16 protein-coding genes are annotated in these 16,138 nt (G+C 56.7%); 8 read left to right on the top strand and 8 right to left on the bottom strand.

What is annotated here, in order from left to right; translation table 11 throughout:
* Nucleotides 1–45: 45 nt before the first annotated feature.
* A complete protein-coding gene (locus ACR0BU_RS10365) occupies nucleotides 46–549 on the top strand; it encodes a potassium channel family protein (RefSeq protein ID WP_299079266.1) in 504 nt (167 codons plus the stop codon).
* Nucleotides 550–554: 5 nt separating this feature from the next.
* On the opposite strand, the gene ACR0BU_RS10360 is transcribed toward ACR0BU_RS10365, so the two are convergent.
* A complete protein-coding gene (locus ACR0BU_RS10360) occupies nucleotides 555–884 on the bottom strand; it encodes a hypothetical protein (protein ID WP_480737195.1) in 330 nt (109 codons plus the stop codon).
* A gap of 194 nt (nucleotides 885–1,078) precedes the next feature.
* On the opposite strand from ACR0BU_RS10360, the gene betB reads away from it, so the two are divergent.
* From betB to ACR0BU_RS10345, 3 genes are all read left to right on the top strand, one after another.
* Nucleotides 1,079–2,533 (top strand): betaine-aldehyde dehydrogenase, encoded by a 1,455-nt coding sequence (gene betB, locus ACR0BU_RS10355; RefSeq protein WP_480737193.1) that lies wholly within the window; start codon nucleotides 1,079–1,081, stop codon nucleotides 2,531–2,533.
* A 149-nt stretch (nucleotides 2,534–2,682) separates the two neighbouring features.
* Nucleotides 2,683–5,127 (top strand): GcvT family protein, encoded by a 2,445-nt coding sequence (locus ACR0BU_RS10350; RefSeq protein WP_480737192.1) that lies wholly within the window; start codon nucleotides 2,683–2,685, stop codon nucleotides 5,125–5,127.
* Complete coding sequence (locus ACR0BU_RS10345; RefSeq protein WP_480737190.1) at nucleotides 5,124–6,476, top strand: MmgE/PrpD family protein; 1,353 nt, start codon at nucleotides 5,124–5,126, stop codon at nucleotides 6,474–6,476. Before ACR0BU_RS10350 ends, ACR0BU_RS10345 begins: the two co-directional genes overlap by 4 nt.
* A gap of 78 nt (nucleotides 6,477–6,554) precedes the next feature.
* On the opposite strand, the gene ACR0BU_RS10340 is transcribed toward ACR0BU_RS10345, so the two are convergent.
* From ACR0BU_RS10340 to ACR0BU_RS10320, 5 genes are read right to left on the bottom strand one after another with little or no spacing between them, the layout of a single operon-like run.
* On the bottom strand, nucleotides 6,555–8,699 hold the full coding sequence (locus tag ACR0BU_RS10340) for a hypothetical protein (protein WP_480737189.1): 2,145 nt from the start codon (nucleotides 8,697–8,699) through the stop codon (nucleotides 6,555–6,557).
* Entirely contained in the window at nucleotides 8,696–9,565 is an 870-nt protein-coding gene (motA, locus tag ACR0BU_RS10335) for a flagellar motor stator protein MotA (protein ID WP_299079248.1), read from the bottom strand. The genes ACR0BU_RS10340 and motA overlap by 4 nt, the downstream gene beginning before the upstream one ends.
* 47 nt (nucleotides 9,566–9,612) lie before the next feature.
* Nucleotides 9,613–10,197 carry a MotE family protein gene (locus tag ACR0BU_RS10330; protein ID WP_480737188.1) on the bottom strand — a complete coding sequence of 195 codons (585 nt, stop codon included), beginning with the start codon at nucleotides 10,195–10,197 and terminating at the stop codon, nucleotides 9,613–9,615.
* A complete protein-coding gene (locus ACR0BU_RS10325) occupies nucleotides 10,194–10,691 on the bottom strand; it encodes a hypothetical protein (protein ID WP_480737186.1) in 498 nt (165 codons plus the stop codon). Before ACR0BU_RS10325 ends, ACR0BU_RS10330 begins: the two co-directional genes overlap by 4 nt.
* 9 nt (nucleotides 10,692–10,700) lie before the next feature.
* Complete coding sequence (locus tag ACR0BU_RS10320; protein WP_300069105.1) at nucleotides 10,701–11,198, bottom strand: flagellar basal body-associated FliL family protein; 498 nt, start codon at nucleotides 11,196–11,198, stop codon at nucleotides 10,701–10,703.
* 119 nt (nucleotides 11,199–11,317) lie between these two features.
* Between ACR0BU_RS10320 and fliF the strand changes: the two genes are divergently transcribed.
* From fliF to fliP, 4 genes are read left to right on the top strand one after another with little or no spacing between them, the layout of a single operon-like run.
* Nucleotides 11,318–12,904: a flagellar basal-body MS-ring/collar protein FliF gene (fliF, locus tag ACR0BU_RS10315; RefSeq protein ID WP_480737185.1), complete on the top strand. Its 1,587-nt coding sequence runs from the start codon at nucleotides 11,318–11,320 to the stop codon at nucleotides 12,902–12,904.
* Nucleotides 12,904–13,500 (top strand): FliH/SctL family protein, encoded by a 597-nt coding sequence (locus ACR0BU_RS10310; RefSeq protein WP_480737184.1) that lies wholly within the window; start codon nucleotides 12,904–12,906, stop codon nucleotides 13,498–13,500. The genes fliF and ACR0BU_RS10310 overlap by 1 nt, the downstream gene beginning before the upstream one ends.
* The gene (locus ACR0BU_RS10305) at nucleotides 13,493–13,780 is read left to right on the top strand and encodes a FliM/FliN family flagellar motor switch protein (protein WP_480737183.1); all 288 of its coding nucleotides are present in this window, start codon (nucleotides 13,493–13,495) and stop codon (nucleotides 13,778–13,780) included. Before ACR0BU_RS10310 ends, ACR0BU_RS10305 begins: the two co-directional genes overlap by 8 nt.
* Nucleotides 13,780–14,511, top strand: coding sequence for a flagellar type III secretion system pore protein FliP (fliP, locus tag ACR0BU_RS10300; protein WP_480737181.1), 732 nt, complete (start codon nucleotides 13,780–13,782; stop codon nucleotides 14,509–14,511). The genes ACR0BU_RS10305 and fliP overlap by 1 nt, the downstream gene beginning before the upstream one ends.
* A gap of 106 nt (nucleotides 14,512–14,617) precedes the next feature.
* On the opposite strand, the gene ACR0BU_RS10295 is transcribed toward fliP, so the two are convergent.
* Together ACR0BU_RS10295 and ACR0BU_RS10290 are read right to left on the bottom strand one after the other, a co-directional pair.
* A complete protein-coding gene (locus ACR0BU_RS10295; protein WP_298934274.1) occupies nucleotides 14,618–15,226 on the bottom strand; it encodes an MlaC/ttg2D family ABC transporter substrate-binding protein in 609 nt (202 codons plus the stop codon).
* Nucleotides 15,216–16,031, bottom strand: a complete 816-nt coding sequence (locus ACR0BU_RS10290) for an MlaA family lipoprotein (RefSeq protein WP_299079224.1) — start codon at nucleotides 16,029–16,031, stop codon at nucleotides 15,216–15,218. Before ACR0BU_RS10290 ends, ACR0BU_RS10295 begins: the two co-directional genes overlap by 11 nt.
* Nucleotides 16,032–16,138: the final 107 nt, after the last annotated feature.

Below are 16,138 nucleotides of genomic sequence, written 5' to 3'. Positions count from 1 at the left end.
TGTGACGCCGGATGGTTGTCTGACTGCCATCAAAGCGGAGTGGCCATGTCCCGCGAACCCAAAACTCTGGATGAATGGAAATCGACACTGTTTGCGGCGGCGGGGCTGGTGGTTGCAAGCTTTCTGGCCTGGTACGGGTTGTCCCGCCTCAGCGAATCTGCTGCGGGTGACACCATTGGCACATTTGCCTCGATCGGCCTTGTCATCTGGCTGATTTCGCAATCCTGGTTCTACATGACGCAGGTTAAATCGCCCCGCAGGCTTTTGTTTCTGATGGGCGTGTCGTTTATCCAGGTGGTGCCGTTCCTTTTTGCTGCCGTTTATGGCGCGTTTGGATACAGCGATCTATGCGTCGTCGGCGCCAAAGGACCTGCGGATGTGCTGTATTTCTCCTACGTGACCTTTACCACAGTAGGATACGGCGATCTGTCCCCGGCAGGGCTGTGCCGGGGTTTGGCTGCGGCCGAGGCCGTCACAGGGTATATCCTGTTGGGCCTGTTTGTAGCTGCAGCAGTCACCATATACTCACATAACCACAGCCGCAGTTGATCAGCTTATTTGTTCTCGTCGATCCAGCGGGACATCCGGTGTTTGTCGCGGAAACACTCGGATGGGATCGGGCGGCGTTTGCTGCGTGAAATCCGCTCGGCAAAGGCAACCTGCTTTCCGGTCGGGTAGTTGTCAAAAGGGGATGCAGCCCGGGGCTTATGTGTCGAGATCCAATCAGAAAGCATCCGCCGGTCGCGCTGCACCTCAACAGGAATTTCAAGCGCCGATTGTTCGGCAATCGCGCGGGCATAGCGCATCTGGCGGTCTGTTACCGGCAGCAGGTGGTAATCATTTGTCGGGCCGCTAGGCGCTAAAGTTCGAGCAGACTGTGCCATCGGTGTATCCTCTGACTGTGTAGAACATATATAGAACATTTGGTTAATTTTTCAAGCCTGTTGACACAGCGGATCCCCCACATCAGGCGGTTGGGTGAGGTTATTGACTGACCAATCAATAACCGGTAGGGGCGAGCTGAGCTGCCCATTGTGACCGAACCAGGGGCTGCGCTTGCAAAGAAGAGGACTCGGTTATGAAGTTTCAGCCCAAGGCCAGCCATTTCATCGACGGTGCCTATGTCGAAGATACCAGCGGCGCACCCATCGACGTGATCTATCCCGCAACCGGAGAAGTGATTGCACGGCTGCATTCGGCGACGCCTGCGATCGTTGATCAGGCTCTAAACAGTTCAAAAACTGCTCAGAAGGCCTGGGCTGCCATGTCTGGAACCGAGCGCGGCCGCATTCTGCGCCGTGCGTCAGACATCATGCGTGACCGCAATCGCGAGCTGTCGATCCTGGAAACCCATGACACCGGAAAACCCTTGCAGGAAACGCTGGTGGCAGACGCGACCAGCGGCGCGGACGCGTTGGAATACTTCGGAGGATTGGCCGCATCCCTGACCGGGGAACAGATTCCTCTGGGCGGTGGCGATTTCGTCTATACCATCCGCGAGGCGTTGGGCGTGTGTGTTGGTATCGGTGCGTGGAATTACCCGACCCAGATCGCTTGCTGGAAAGGGGCCCCGGCGCTGGCCTGTGGCAATACGATGATCTTCAAGCCATCTGAAACCACGCCGTTGTCGGCGCTGCAGGTTGCCGAGATTCTTATCGAAGCCGGGGCGCCCAGGGGGGTCTACAATGTGATCCAAGGCTACGGTGACGTGGGCGCATCGTTGGTCACCGATCCGCGCGTTGCCAAAGTGTCGCTGACCGGATCGGTTCCGACGGGTCGTAAGGTCTATGCCGCGGCAGCAGATGGCATGAAGCACGTGACGATGGAATTGGGCGGCAAGTCCCCGATGATCGTGTTCGACGATGCTGACATTGGAAACGCGGTATCCGGTTCGATTTTGGGCAACTTCTATTCCTCGGGGCAGGTCTGTTCGAATGGCACTCGTGTTTTTGTTCAGAAAGGCATCAAAGAGGCGTTCTTGAACCGACTGTCTGAACGTCTGGCTACGGCAAAAATCGGCGATCCACTGGATGAGCAAGTCAACTTTGGCCCGATGGTCAGCGAAAACCAAATGAACATCGCGTTGAGCTATGTCGAAAAAGGCAAATCCGAAGGCGCACGGCTGGTCTATGGCGGCGCACAGATTGAAGGCGAAGGCTACTACATGCAGCCAACGGTCTTTGCCGATGTCACCGACGATATGGCCATCGCGCGCGAGGAAATCTTTGGCCCGGTCATGTCAGTTCTGGATTTCGACACCGAAGAAGAGGTTTTGGCGCGCGCCAATGACACCGAGTTCGGCTTGGCAGCGGGCGTGTTCACCAACGATCTGACCCGTGCCCATCGCATCGTCGCAGGGTTTGAAGCCGGTACGTGCTATATCAACACCTACAACCTTGCCCCGGTCGAAGCGCCGTTTGGTGGATCAAAAATGTCCGGCGTCGGGCGCGAGAATTCCAAGCTGGCGATCAACCATTTCAGCGAGATGAAGACGGTTTACGTTTCGATGAACGACGTCGACGCACCATACTGATTCAACTCTGGTTGAGAATTATTCGAGCCATGAGATATCTGTTCCCGACATTTCGCGTCGGGAACAGAGCATAAGCCCATCCCGACCTGTGGCTGAATTTCCTGCAAAGGAGCCGATCTGGCGGCGCCCGAAACGCAGGAGACTATCCCATGAAAACCCACGCGCAGGCCGTCGTTATCGGAGGGGGCCTTGTCGGTTGTTCGATTCTTTACCATTTGGCTAAGCTCGGTTGGACCGACGTGGTCCTGCTGGAACGGGATGAGTTGACCAGCGGTTCAACCTGGCACGCGGCGGCGAATATTCACGGGCTGCACGACAACAACAATATCACCCGCATCCAGCATTATACGATGAATCTGTATAAAGAGCTGGAGAAGGAAACTGGGCAGGGCTGTGGTGTGTTCCAATCCGGGTCGCTCTACCTCGCGCAGACCGAAGACCGGGAACACCAATTGCGACTGCAAGAGGCCAAAGCCAAGTTCTACGGTCTGAATTTTCACGAAATCGGCCACGAACAGGCGATGGAACTGCACCCGTTGGCGCAATTTGACGATGTTCGGTGCATCATGTTCGAACCCGATGGCGGCAATGTCGATCCCTCGGGCGTGACTCATGCCTATGCTGCCGGTGCGCGGGCAATGGGTGCCACGATCGAGCGGTTTTGCCCCGTAACAGGCACTGAACAGCAACCAGATGGGTCCTGGATCGTGCGCACCAAAAAGGGTGATATCCATACACAATGGGTGGTCAATGCCGGTGGTCTTTGGGGGCGCGAAGTCGCAGCGCTTGCGGGTGTAGAGCTGCCCTTGCAACCGACTGAGCATCAGTATTTTGTAACCGAGGCGATTGATGAGGTTGCCGAGCTGGGCCGCCGCCTACCGTCCATCGCCGACCGGGATGGCGAGTATTACTTCCGTCAGGAAGGCAATGGCCTGCTGATCGGCGCCTATGAGAAAGACATGCGGTTCTGGGCGGAAGACGGCACGCCATTGGATTTTGCCCACGAGCTGTTCCCCGATGATCTGGACCGGATCATGGAGAATGTGATTCGCGCGACGGAACGTGTTCCCGTCGCCGCTACCGCAGGGGTCAAACGAGTAATCAACGGGCCAATGATTTGGTCTCCGGATGCCAATGCGATCTGGGGGCCGGTGCCCGAGTTGCAGAATTATTTCTGCTGTACCGGGATTATCCCTGGCTTCTCTCAGTCCGGCGGGCTGGGGCTGTTGTCCGCGCAATGGATGATCGACGGGGAGCCGCAATACGACATGTTCGCCTGGGACTTGGCCCGTTTCGGCGGTTGGGCGGACAAGAAATTCACTAAAGCGCGGGTTGAAGACCAGTACTCGCATCGTTTCGCGATCCATTTCCCAAACGAAGAGCGCAGCGCCGGTCGTCCTGCCCGCACCCGTCCTGCGTATAAGATGCAACAAGAGATGGGCTGCGTCTTTGGTCTCAATTGTGGCTGGGAACACCCGCTATGGTTCGCGGATCAGCCGGGAGCCATCGAAACTAACGGCTTCACCCGTCAAAACTGGTGGGAGCCGGTCGGTCGCGAAGCGAAGATGCTACGTGAGACTGTCGGTGTGATCGATATCTCGAACTTCGCCAATTACGTGATCAAAGGTCCAGGGGCCTGCGATTGGCTGGACCGCCTGGTGGCCAACCGAGTCCCGACTGACGTAGGGCGGTCGTGTCTGACTCCACTGATCTCGGTTCGGGGCGGCGTCGCTGGCGATTTCACAATCACAAAAGTCGCAGATGATGAGTACATGATGATCGGCTCTGGCATGGCCGAGCGTTACCACCAGCGTTTCTTCAACATGGTCGATCTGCCTGAGGGCACCACGCTCGAGGTTGCAACAGATCGTATCGCGGGTTTCAACGTGGCGGGACCAAAGTCGCGCGACATGCTGCAGCGCCTGACAAATGCGGATCTGTCAAACGAGGCCTTCCGGTTCATGCGCTCGCAAACCGTTGACGTGGCAGGGGTTACATGTCTGGCCATTCGCGTCAGCTTTACCGGCGATCTAGGGTGGGAGCTGCATTGCGCGGAAGAGGATCAAATCAGGCTCTATTCGGCGCTTTTGGACGCGGCAAAAGAAATGGATGGCGGCCCGGTGGGCGGCCGTGCGTTGGGCTCTCTGCGCATCGAAAAAGGTTATGGTTCGTGGGGTCGGGAGTATTCTCAGGAATACTGGCCACAAGAGGTCGGGCTGGCAGGGTTGATCAAGCTGGACAAGGAGTTTTTGCACAAAGACGCCTACCTGGCCGTCAAGGACAACGCCCCGCGTGAGGTGCTCTCGATTTTTGAGGTTGATGCGGTCGACGCCGACGCAGCGGGAGGTGAGCCGATCTTTAACCCCGATGGGAGACCAGTAGGTCGTGTGACGTCCGGCGCTTACGGCTATTCGGTCGGCAAATCACTGGCGCTCGGGTATGCCGATCCGAATGTGGCGCAGCCCGGCGATCCGGTCGAGATCTTTATTCTCGGCAAACCTCATACTGCCCAGTTGTTGGCGAAACCGCCATTCGATCCCGACGGCCTGCGCCTGCGTGGTGCTAGACCGCTCGTGATGGAAGCGGTCAAATGACAGACACCTTCGCCTGCGTTGCCAAATTTGCCCTGGGCCGTTCGGCACAGGACATGCCCATCAGCGCGCGCGAGGCTGCCGCGTTGTTGATGCTGGACACGATGGGCATTCTGATCGCATCGGGCCCAATGGAGGCTGGAGTGATCGCGCGCGATACGGCGGCGTTGCTCTATGCCAGTTCAGACCCGTCCTACAGCGCGCGCATGATGTTTGACGGGCGACAGGTCAGTATGGCCGGGGCCACCTATGCCGCTGCAACCCAGACCGACAATCTGGACGGTCATGACGGCTATAACCCGGTCAAAGGCCATATCGGTGTCGTCGTTTTACCTGCCCTCGCGGCCCTTGCGGAACACCGTCCAGATCTGACGGGACCCGAGGCTTTGGCCGCGGTGATTATCGGTTACGAGGTCGCGGGACGTGCCGGTTTGTCGCTGCACGCAAGTGTCAGCGATTATCACACCTCTGGGGCCTGGAATGCGCTGGGCGTAGCGGCAATGGCTGCGCGCTTGCGCAGGCATACACCCGAACAATTGCGACAAGCGATGGGGATCGCTGAATTCCACGGCCCCCGCAGCCAGATGATGCGCGAGATTGCAAACCCTACGATGTTACATGACGGATCAGGCTGGGGCGCGATGGTCGGAATGTCAGCAGCAATCCTGGCCGAGCGTGGCTTTACCGGTGCCCCTGCAATCACCATCGAAGCCGCCGAGGCCGCACCGCATTGGGCGGATCTGGGCGCGTTCTGGGTGGTCGAAAATCAATACATAAAACCTTACCCGATCTGCCGATGGGCCCATGCCGCAATCGACGGGGTAAGCGCGATACTGTCCGAGCATGATCTGACCCATGAGCAAATCAAAAGGCTGGACATCCGTAGTTTCCACGAAGCGGTTTGCCTGTTTTCCGGCCTGCCTGAAACGACGTCACAGGCGCAGTATTCCCTGGCATTTGCAGTGGCTAGCTACGCGGTGCATGGTCAGATCGGAGTGGAACAGATCACAGGCACCAGCTTGTCCAATCCGGGTGTCGCCGCTTTGATGGCGCGTATTCATGTGGCCGAAAGCGATCATCACAACGCAGGTTTCCCGCAAGGTCGCAGCGCCGATGTCCGTATCACCACCACAGACGGGCGCGTCCTGGTGTCAGGCCACGTTGACGCCCGCGGAGGCACCGAAGCACCGCTGACCAAGACTGAAGTGATCAAAAAATTCATTCAATTCGCCTCTCCCGTCGTTGGGCATGCGCGTGCCGAGGCCATTCGCCAGGCTGTTTTGGGCTGGATCGACTCAAAGACTTCCTACGCGGATGTGGCGGACCTTATCTATGACCCGCCGACAACCTAAGACCAACTGTCGAGCGCGGCCATAGCCCCTCAGGCGAACAAACTGGTTGGGCCTAAGATGGCTGCCACAACCGACGCGCTATTCGTTCTTTACCGAGTCGAGAAGCTCAGCGATCTGCTGACGCGCCTTTGCGCTGTCATCCAGTAAATTGGCCGCATCCGCCAGTGGTCTGGCTGGCAATCTGATTGGCGGTTCGGACAATGCTGTTGCCGCTGCATTTATGTTCGCGAATTTCCCTGCCGGCTCTGAACCGACCGCGGGCGGTAGTCCGGCCAGCCACAAATAGCGGTTCGCCATCATTATTTCTCCGAGTTCCCGCGACATCTCGCCAGCCGCCGCATAGTCTTCAACGGCGCTCATGGCCTGAACCCGCAGCGCAACTGCATTTTTCGATGAATCACTCTCCAACTCTAGCATCGCCTGATGTGGGCGACCATCCATCAGGGCAGCGCGGGCCCGTAACCGCGCCCGTTCAGATCGTCTGGTGCTGTCTTCCTGTCTGTTGGCCAAAGCAAAAGTCTGTGCCGCAAACCCAAGCGAAGCGAGGCGCCTCGATAGGACTATGGCGGTATCTGTCGACAATAGATCGGTGAGCTCTGATGGCATTGCTAATGTCTGACGTAGAAAAGTCACATCGTCCGATCGCTCTGCGAGCAATTGAAGGTGCCGATTCAAGGTGACTGGCACCTCTTCTCCATTTGGCAAAGTCTTGATCAGATCCAGTGCGCTGTCGAATTCATGGCTCAAGCCAAGAGCGACTACATGAGTTCGCGCCATCATAGGTCCAATTTCGGATCGCCGGAATTCCATCGCATAAGACGCGGCAAGGCCAAGCTCTTGCGATGTTACCGCACCCCGATCAACCCAGCGTTTGTCAACCAACCGGGCCAGTGCCAATGGTGCTTCCGTCAAAGCGCCAGGGCTGGAGGCGACCTCGCTGAGCAAGGTTTCAGCGCGCTCGTCGTCACCTGCTGCCTCGGCGACCTTGGCCTTTACTCGTGTCACGCTGGAGTGTTCGGTCAGTTCGATGCGATTAACCGAGCGCAACACGCGCCGCGCGGCCTCTAGCTCCTGAGCATCGACCAAGATGGACGACACCCTTGGCCCGAGCGTGCGACGAAGATGCTCAGGCAGCCTGGCAAAGGCTTGTTCAATCGCCTCAACATCGGCTTCGGATGCCAGCTCACTTTCCGATAGAACCGCCCATAGCGCCGCGTCGCTGTCACATCGCTGTAGTTTTCTGAATGGGTTTGGTCCGGACATCTGTCGATCGTCCATGATATATGCGATGGCGGAAACCCTCGTCAGTTCGGGGGTTTGCGTCTCCATCAACCCTAATACTCTGATCGCCTCTGCCCCAAATCCATAAAACGCGTAGAGCTTGGCGAGACTGACAGCGCGCTCGTCGTCCAGATGATCAAACTCCTGATACAGCCCAGCCCTTAGGTCCGCCAACTGGCTGTGGAATGGGCGCGCTTCAGACCAGTGATCAAAGCCCAATTCGGTGGTCGAGAAACAGGTTGGCCTATCCCCGATCTGCAGCAATTCTGCACCAAGCAACCCGTTCAGATCGTCAAGTACACTCGACAGATGAATATTCGAACTCAGACTGGGCGGCACTGCCGTTCTCGAAACACTGGACGAATTACGAGGCCCGACAGGTGCCAGGTTCAGGTCAAGCAGGCTCCTATCCGCGCCTTGCAGCAGACGCGCAGACAACTGGTCCCTAAACCCCTGCCCGTTCATGTTCAGAGGCGGCAGCTTCAAATCCACTTTCAGACCCAATCTTTTGGGGTGAGATTCACGGTCTGGTTCGCGCGTCAAAACTGGCGGAGGGATGTAAGTGGTCAGCGGTGGCAATGAAATGCCTGGTGCGATGTCGACCACGATCATCGAGTTTCTGAACAAAAAGGCCGACGCGACGCAATCGCATCCGAACTCCATGTTCAAGGCGGTGCCGGGCTGGGATTGCGACAGGGACGACAGACGATTGGTTGTCAGGCGTCCAAAGACCGATCTGGTTTGAAAGGTGACGTCATCCACCTCCACGGTCAGCGTTGCGCCATTTTTCTGCTGCGCCAAAACCCAACCGGTGTCTGGGGGCACGTTGAACACAAGGCGTGTGTACCCGTCATGCTCGCCAGATCGTACCGTCACTTCCTTCGACGCTGCGCCCGATGCGACCGCAATCAGGATGGAAACCACTGCACAAAATCGTGTCATGCCGCCGCCTGCTTAAGTTCCTTCAGCGCGTCCTCAAGCTCGGTAAAGCCGGGGCGGTTGTGGGTCGGTGTGTTTTGACGCCCGACTTCAATGCACATCGCCGCGTTGTGATTGTGCAGGTTGGCAACCAGAACCTCTTTGATCAGCTGGTAAAAGTGGTTGTCCTCCTCCACCACGGATTTCAACTTACCTGAAAATGGGCCGACCAACCCATACGCCAAAAAAACCCCCAGGAATGTACCGACCAAAGCGCCACCGATCAGTTTTCCCAAAACTTCGGGCGGCTGATCGATCGACCCCATTGTCTTGATCACACCCAGAACCGCGGCAACAATCCCCAGCGCAGGCAGGCCGTCTGCCACGGTCTGCAGCGCGTGGCTGGAGTGCATCGCATGGTGAAAATTAGCCTCCATCCGTTTCTCCAGAACCTCTTCGACCTGATGCGGATCGTCATAGTTCATCGAAGCCGATCGCATGGTGTCGCAAATAAGATCAACAGCTTCCTTATCAGCCTGTATCTTGGGATACGCGGAAAAGATGCTGGAACTTTCGGGCTCTTCAATATGTTGTTCAACCTCTACCGGATTTGCACGCGCGATGCGGATTAACGAAAACAAAAGGCACAACAGGTCGCGATAATCCTCGGGTTTCCATTTTGGCCCTTTGAAGACTTTTCCCATGTCTTTGAGTGTGTGTTTTACGCCGCTCATATCGTTACTGATCAGGAACGCACCGATTGCGGCGCCGCCGATCATCATCATCTCAAACGGTAGGGACTTCATAATGATGGTCATCTTGCCGCCTGCGGCGAGATAACCGCCGAACACCATCACGAAAATGACGACAATTCCAACAATTCCAATCATTTGTGATCTCCAGCAATATCCAGTGCAGGGTTAGGGGACACGGGCATCTACTCCTGCGGGGCGTTGGCGTTGCGCCCCGCCATCACAACACTGATCGTATACGCCACTTCGGGGCTGAGACCGGCAAGGACTCCAGCTGCAGCGTCAGGCGGCATGCGCGCCAGAAAACCTGCTGCAAAAGTCGGGTCCATGGTCTCGAACAGCGCAGCGGCATCTTTGGGCTTCATGTTCTGGTACACGTCTGTCAGGCGCGTCAGATCAGTTTCCGCAGCCTTGTCCGCCACGGCCAGCGTCGCGCGCAGGGAAGCTTCGGCTTCTTGCATCGCAATTAATCTGGTCTCAATTGCCCGGTCTGCTATCTCCAGCGCTTTTTCCCTTTCGACCAAGGCATCTTCGCGCTCCTGCACGCGTTCCTCGCGACGCAAAAGTTCGGTCAATACAACCTGAACATCCCGTGTATCCGCCGAGGCAGACTTACTTTCGATAGGCTGAGGTTCTGTCGATTTGGCCAGGGCTGGCCCGGCTTCCAACCCCAACCGAATCGCAGCTGAGCCAATCATCAAAAAAGAAATCACCGCAAGAACACCACCTCGTGGATGCCCGCGCGTCTCATTTGCCGGGCGACTTCTCATTTTGGGGCCTCGTTCTGCTTGCGGTCATGCCGGAAAAACATCACGCCTTCGGGGACTTTTGCAGAGGCATCAAGGGCTGAGGCATCTCCGGATTCAGACGAGACAGCGAGCTCTTGCGCCGCGACCTTGATGTCCTGGGTCATTGAATCAGAAGGCAGGTCGTCTCTGGGGGAGGCATCCGATTTGGTAGCAGTGTCGACAGTCTCATCTGTGACAACGTCATGCATCGACGCCATCATGAGTTCCAGCCGCTGAGCCACTGTCTCCGCACGTTGAGTGAGGTCTTTAAGCACATCGCCCGATTGGTCAGAGGCCGACCGCGCGCTCTCCAGCGATGTCTTCAGCTCATCCGCCTGAGAAGACAGTACGGCAACAGCGCCGCCTACTCCCTTTTCGAGATTTGTGAACCGCTTGAGCCGTCGTGACAGCACAAAGCAATAAAGGCCCGCGCCCAGCGCGCCCGCAACCAGCAAAATATCCGCAACCAGCTCCAATTTCGCCTCCTAATTCAATACAAATTCCATGACCAGAACGTCACGCACCCGGCCTTCGCCGACGACAATTCCGATGCGCCGCAGCAGGTGCCCGCGAATGCGTATCAGGGCTAGAGAATCCTCAAGATCCGAGATTTCAACGGCGCGCAGATACCCGTTCAGGACATCCATGATTCGTGGCTGCATTTTTTCCACATCAGCGATGTACGGTGCGTTAACTTCGAGCTGCGCATGAAATTTCAGATGGCGCGACTCGCCCGTATTCACAGATACGATGACAGGCGGAAGATCGACGAATCCCACATCTGCAAGTGCCTTAGCGGGCATGTCTTCCTGGGTTTCATCAATGGCGGCCTTTTCTGCCTTGGCGCCGAAGGGCAACACCCCGGACGAAGTCAGAAAATACCCAGCGGCCGCGCCTGAGATCGCCAGAATCAACCCTACAATCAACCCCATTTTCCCCTTTTTTACAGGGGCCTCCGCCTGTTCTGCAGTTGCGTCGGTCATGACGTCCTCATTCATCCAATCTGCAACTGTCATAACCCTGTATGGACTAACCGATTGTTAAGGGCATTCGGCCAAACAAGAGGGGTGCCGGGCAGAATGTCGGCGAGTCGGAGGTGAGTGTGCAGCAGATCGGAACCGTCTGGGCGGGTTTGGACAGGCGAAAACAAATTGTCGTCGCTGGTGCGGTTGTGCTGGTCTTTCTTGGTGTATTGGGGATGTCACGGCTTGTGTCCGCGCCGTCGATGACACTGCTATATGCAGGGCTGGAAAGCGGTGCCGCAGGGGACATCGTCCGTTCGCTGGATCAGCGTGGTGTGCCATACGAGATTCGTGGCGGGTCCATCTATGTTCCAGGCGCAAAGCGGGACGAATTGCGCATGATGTTGGCCAGCGAAGGCTTGCCTGCAAACAGTAACCGTGGGTACGAACTGCTAGATACACTCAGCGGTTTTGGTACCACGTCGCAGATGTTCGATGCCGCCTATTGGCGCGCGAAAGAGGGCGAGTTGGCGCGCACGATCGTCGGCGGTCGCCATATCAGCCAAGCTCGGGTTCATATTGCAAATGCATCGGCGAACCCGTTTCAGCGAAGCGTCGCTCCAACCGCCTCGGTCTATCTGGTTCCATCGGGGTCAGATATCACTGGCGATCAGGCCAAGGCGGTTCGCTTTCTTGTGTCATCCGCCGTCAGTGGTCTGGCGCCCGAGAACGTGGCTGTTATTGATTCCAACGGATCCGTAATCGGAGGGCAGGAGACGGCGGTGGCCGCTGATACGGCCGATGATAAGTCCCGCCAATTGCGCGAACGGGTTTTGCGCCTGGTCGAGGCTCGGGTTGGCACTGGCAACGCTGTGGTCGAGGTTAGCGTCGATACCGTGACCAAAACGGAATCGATCCGCGAACGGCGCTTTGATCCCAAAGGTCGCGTTGCGATTAGCACGGATGTTGAAGAGAAATCGGATAGCGCCCGCAACCAGTCGTCTGATGTAACTGTTGCGTCGAACCTGCCTGATGGTGATGGTGCAGGGGGTGATGAATCGAATTCGACGGCGACGCAAACCCGCGAACGTGTGAACTATGAAGTGTCCGAGACCGAGCTTGAGGTCCATAATGCACCTGGGGCAATCAAACGGCTGACGGTTGCCGTATTGGTCAATGGCATGCGCGCAGTTGACGCCGCCGGTGCCGAAACCTTTACACCGCTGCCGCAGACCGAGCTCGACGCGTTGGAAGAGCTTGTTGCATCTGCCGTCGGGTTTGATCCCGAACGTGGGGATGTAATCACATTGAAATCTCTGGATCTGCCAGCTGCTGAACCTCAGGGGACGCTGGTCTCGGCGTCGATGTGGCAGAAGATCCATCTGGATGCGATGTCGCTCATCCAAATGGCCGTTCTGGCGATTGTCTCTCTGGTTCTGGCGTTGTTTGTCATCCGACCGATCTTGATGAAACCCGCAATGGCCCAGGCCTTACTGCCAGCCGGTGCAGCACCTGTAGCGGACGATGCCCCGCTGCTAACGGGCGAAATTGCGGCGGCTGACGGATCGGACTTTTCGCAACTTCCGGCGCAAGCCAATGTACCGGCGCTCGGCTCCGCTGTGTCAGAAGATCCGGTGGATCGGCTTCGGTCCATGATCGGTGACAAGCAGGAGGAGACAGTGGAGATCCTTCGCAGTTGGCTTGAAGAAGGCGAGGAGCGTGCGTGATGTCCATTACCCATCTTCTTGAAGACTTCACGGTGCAGTCCGGCGGCGGCAAGATTCATCTGCTGGATGACGAAGCATTGGAAGAACAAAACCTTGCGGTCTTTGAAAAGGGGTATGGCGCCGGGTGGGAAGACGCGATGCAGGCGCAAGAACAAAGCCAAGGGCAGGTCTCGGCCGAGCTTGGCAATGCATTGCAGGACATGTCGTTCACCTACCAAGAGGCAATCAACCGCATGACGCTGTCGCTGGAACCGATGTTCCAGAGCCTGACCCGCATCGTTCTGCCGGACACTATGGAGCGCGGCTTTGCGGCCCGGATGGTCGAGCAATTGTGTGGCATGGCTGGTGAACAGATTGAACAGCCGATGCAGATCAGGGTGCCCAAAGGGTGTGCCAAAGACGTCGAGGCGATGATTCCATCCGACTTATCGCCGACCCCGCGCGTGATTGAGGATGCGTCGCTGGACCCGGGCCAAGCGCGGTTGCAAGTGGGCGTTTCCCGACGCGAGATCGATTGCAGCGCTCTGCTGGCTTCGGTCGCGCACGCATTCGATTCCTATGTGTTTGAGGCAAGAGAGGCTTTGTCAAATGAGTGATACTCAGACCCCGAAATCAGATAAGCCGAACCCGTTTGATTCTGTTCCGATCGAAGTAACCGTGTCGGTTGGCTGTGCACGCCCTTTGATCAAGGACCTGTTGAACATGGGCGAGAACGCTGTGTTGACCTTGGACAAGCGGATTGAGGATCCGGTTGACCTGTATGTCGGAGACCAATTGGTTGCACGCGGTTTGCTCGAGGAAATGGAGGGCGATCAAGCCGGTCAACTGGCTGTGCGATTGACGGAAATTGCGGATCTGCAAAATGGGATCGGGTAATGCGCGCCCTGATCTGGTTGGTTTGTGCAGCTGTATTTCTAAGCCCGTCGCTTGCCGTGGCACAGGAGCTGACGCTTTCGCTGGGCGAAGGCGGGTCAATCTCGGCCCGGACCATCCAGCTGATTCTGCTGATCACCGTGCTGAGCCTTGCGCCTGGATTAGCGATCATGATCACTTGTTTTCCGTTTTTGATCACCGTTCTGGCCATCCTGAGACAAGGTATCGGGCTGCAGCAATCACCACCAAACATGTTGATCGTAAGCCTGGCTCTGTTTCTGACTTACTTTATCATGGAGCCCGTGTTTACCGAGGCTTGGACCGATGGAATCCGCCCACTGGTTGAAGAAACGATGGGTGTTGAAACAGCATTAGAACGAGCATTGGAGCCATTCAGGGTATTTATGGCCAACCGTTTGGACGTGGACACGTTCTATGCCATGGCGGCATTACGACCCGGAGGCGACGCGCTGGAACTGTCGGCCCAGGCCCCGCTTTCGGTTCTGATGCCGTCTTTTATGCTTTCCGAGATTGCCCGGGCCTTTCAGATCGGCTTTCTGATCTTTCTGCCGTTTTTGATCATCGATCTAGTGGTAGCTGCTGTTCTTATGTCCATGGGTATGATGATGGTGCCGCCCGCGATTGTTTCACTGCCGTTCAAACTGGCGTTCTTTGTGATCGCCGACGGATGGGCACTGATCGCCAGCGCCTTGGTGCGCAGTTACATGCCATGACACCTGTCAGGGTGTTCCATCAAAGGGCGCGTTTGCGGCATAACCGCCAGTTCTCAAGGACTGTGTTGAGGAACCGCAAAATAGGCAGGTTCGAACACACTCAGTCTTAACCCGTCCGGTCAAGGTCCTTGATCAGCTGGTTCAGGTTGCCTTTTCTTGCATCCAGCATTGCGCCGATTTCGGTTCGTTCGGTCAGCAGCAGGTTCACGCCTTCGATGAACATGTTGTAGAACTTGTCACGCCCCGATTTGTCGGACACAAGAAAAGTCACATCAAAAGGTGCGGAACCGCGCAGTTTCACCAGGGTTCTGACCTCGTACCCCGCTTTGATCTTTCGGGCGTTACGTACATTAACCTCGCCCCCGATGAATTCCCGGAAGCGGCGGCCGTACTTGCGCGAGATATATCCCTGAAACGCCTTGGTGAACTTTTTCAGCTGCGACGGGCTGGCGGTGCGGGCATCCACACCCAACGCATAGCGCGCCATAATCGGCACGTCGGCATATTGCACAAAGATCTTTTCGAAATCACGCAACATGGCGTTTTCCGATTTGCCCGATGCGATCACGCGATTGATTTCGGTTACCACGCTGTTCACCAGTGCCTTGGCGCTTGCCTCAGTCTGGGCAAATGCGGACACAGGTATCGCTGTCAGTGCTACACCCGTCAGGGTGGTCGCAATAAAATGGCGTCGGTTCAAGGCGTTACTCGGCATAGGGGTCCTCGTAGGGGTCTAAATAGGGGTCCCTGACTGGGTCGGTTCCGATGTCGGCATAGGGATCGGTGTAAAGGTCCAGATAGGCATCCTCGTCATCCCTTGCCAGTTCAAACCGGCGATTCTGCAAATAGATCAGACGCGCCTGCGCATAACTGTCGGCGCTGTCATACAAGATCGAATCGACCGTGTCCGAGAACCGACCCCGGTCGCCCATCCGCCGTACAACCTCGGCATAGACACCCAGATTGTCGGCCGGGCGCGTTGGCGTGAAATTGATGGGGTTCGAGAACAGGTTGACCACGACACCCACGGCATCGCGGGTGGTCGAGGGGCCATAGAACGGCAGTTCGACATAAGCACCTTCGCCAAAGCCCCAGACATGTAGTGTTTCCCCGAAATCGGTATCAACCGGAGGCAGGTTCAGTTCGTCTGCAGGGGCGGATAACCCAAATCCGCCAACTGTCATGTTGATCACGAACCGCAAAAGTGCGTTACCCATCTGCTTGGGGTTGCCCTGCAGCAGATAGTCAACCGCCTGTCCAGGCAGAGAGATATTCTCGGCGAATGTGCTAAAGCTGGTGACCATCGGGTCGGGAACGATTTTCACATAACCTTTCGAGGCCGGACGAAACAGGAACCGATCCAGGCCCAGGTTGAATTTGTGAACGGATCGGTTTGTGTCTTCATACGGGTCAAAAACCTGACCGCGGGCGGCTTGATCTGAAGGTTGTGAGGCGCACGCAGTCAATACGAACACCAGCGGAAGAACAACAAGATGTTTTAGGCGAAGTCTGCTTAACACGGTCTTTGTTACTCCAAAGCGGCCCAGCACCTTCGCGACCAGGCATTCAATCAACAATGTAGTGCTGTATCGGCACAAGTCGTTGTCACATAGATGTTTCGGGTCAA

The organism is Ruegeria sp. CK2 (genome assembly GCF_056536585.1).
This window is presented reverse-complemented; position numbering and strand designations above follow the sequence as displayed.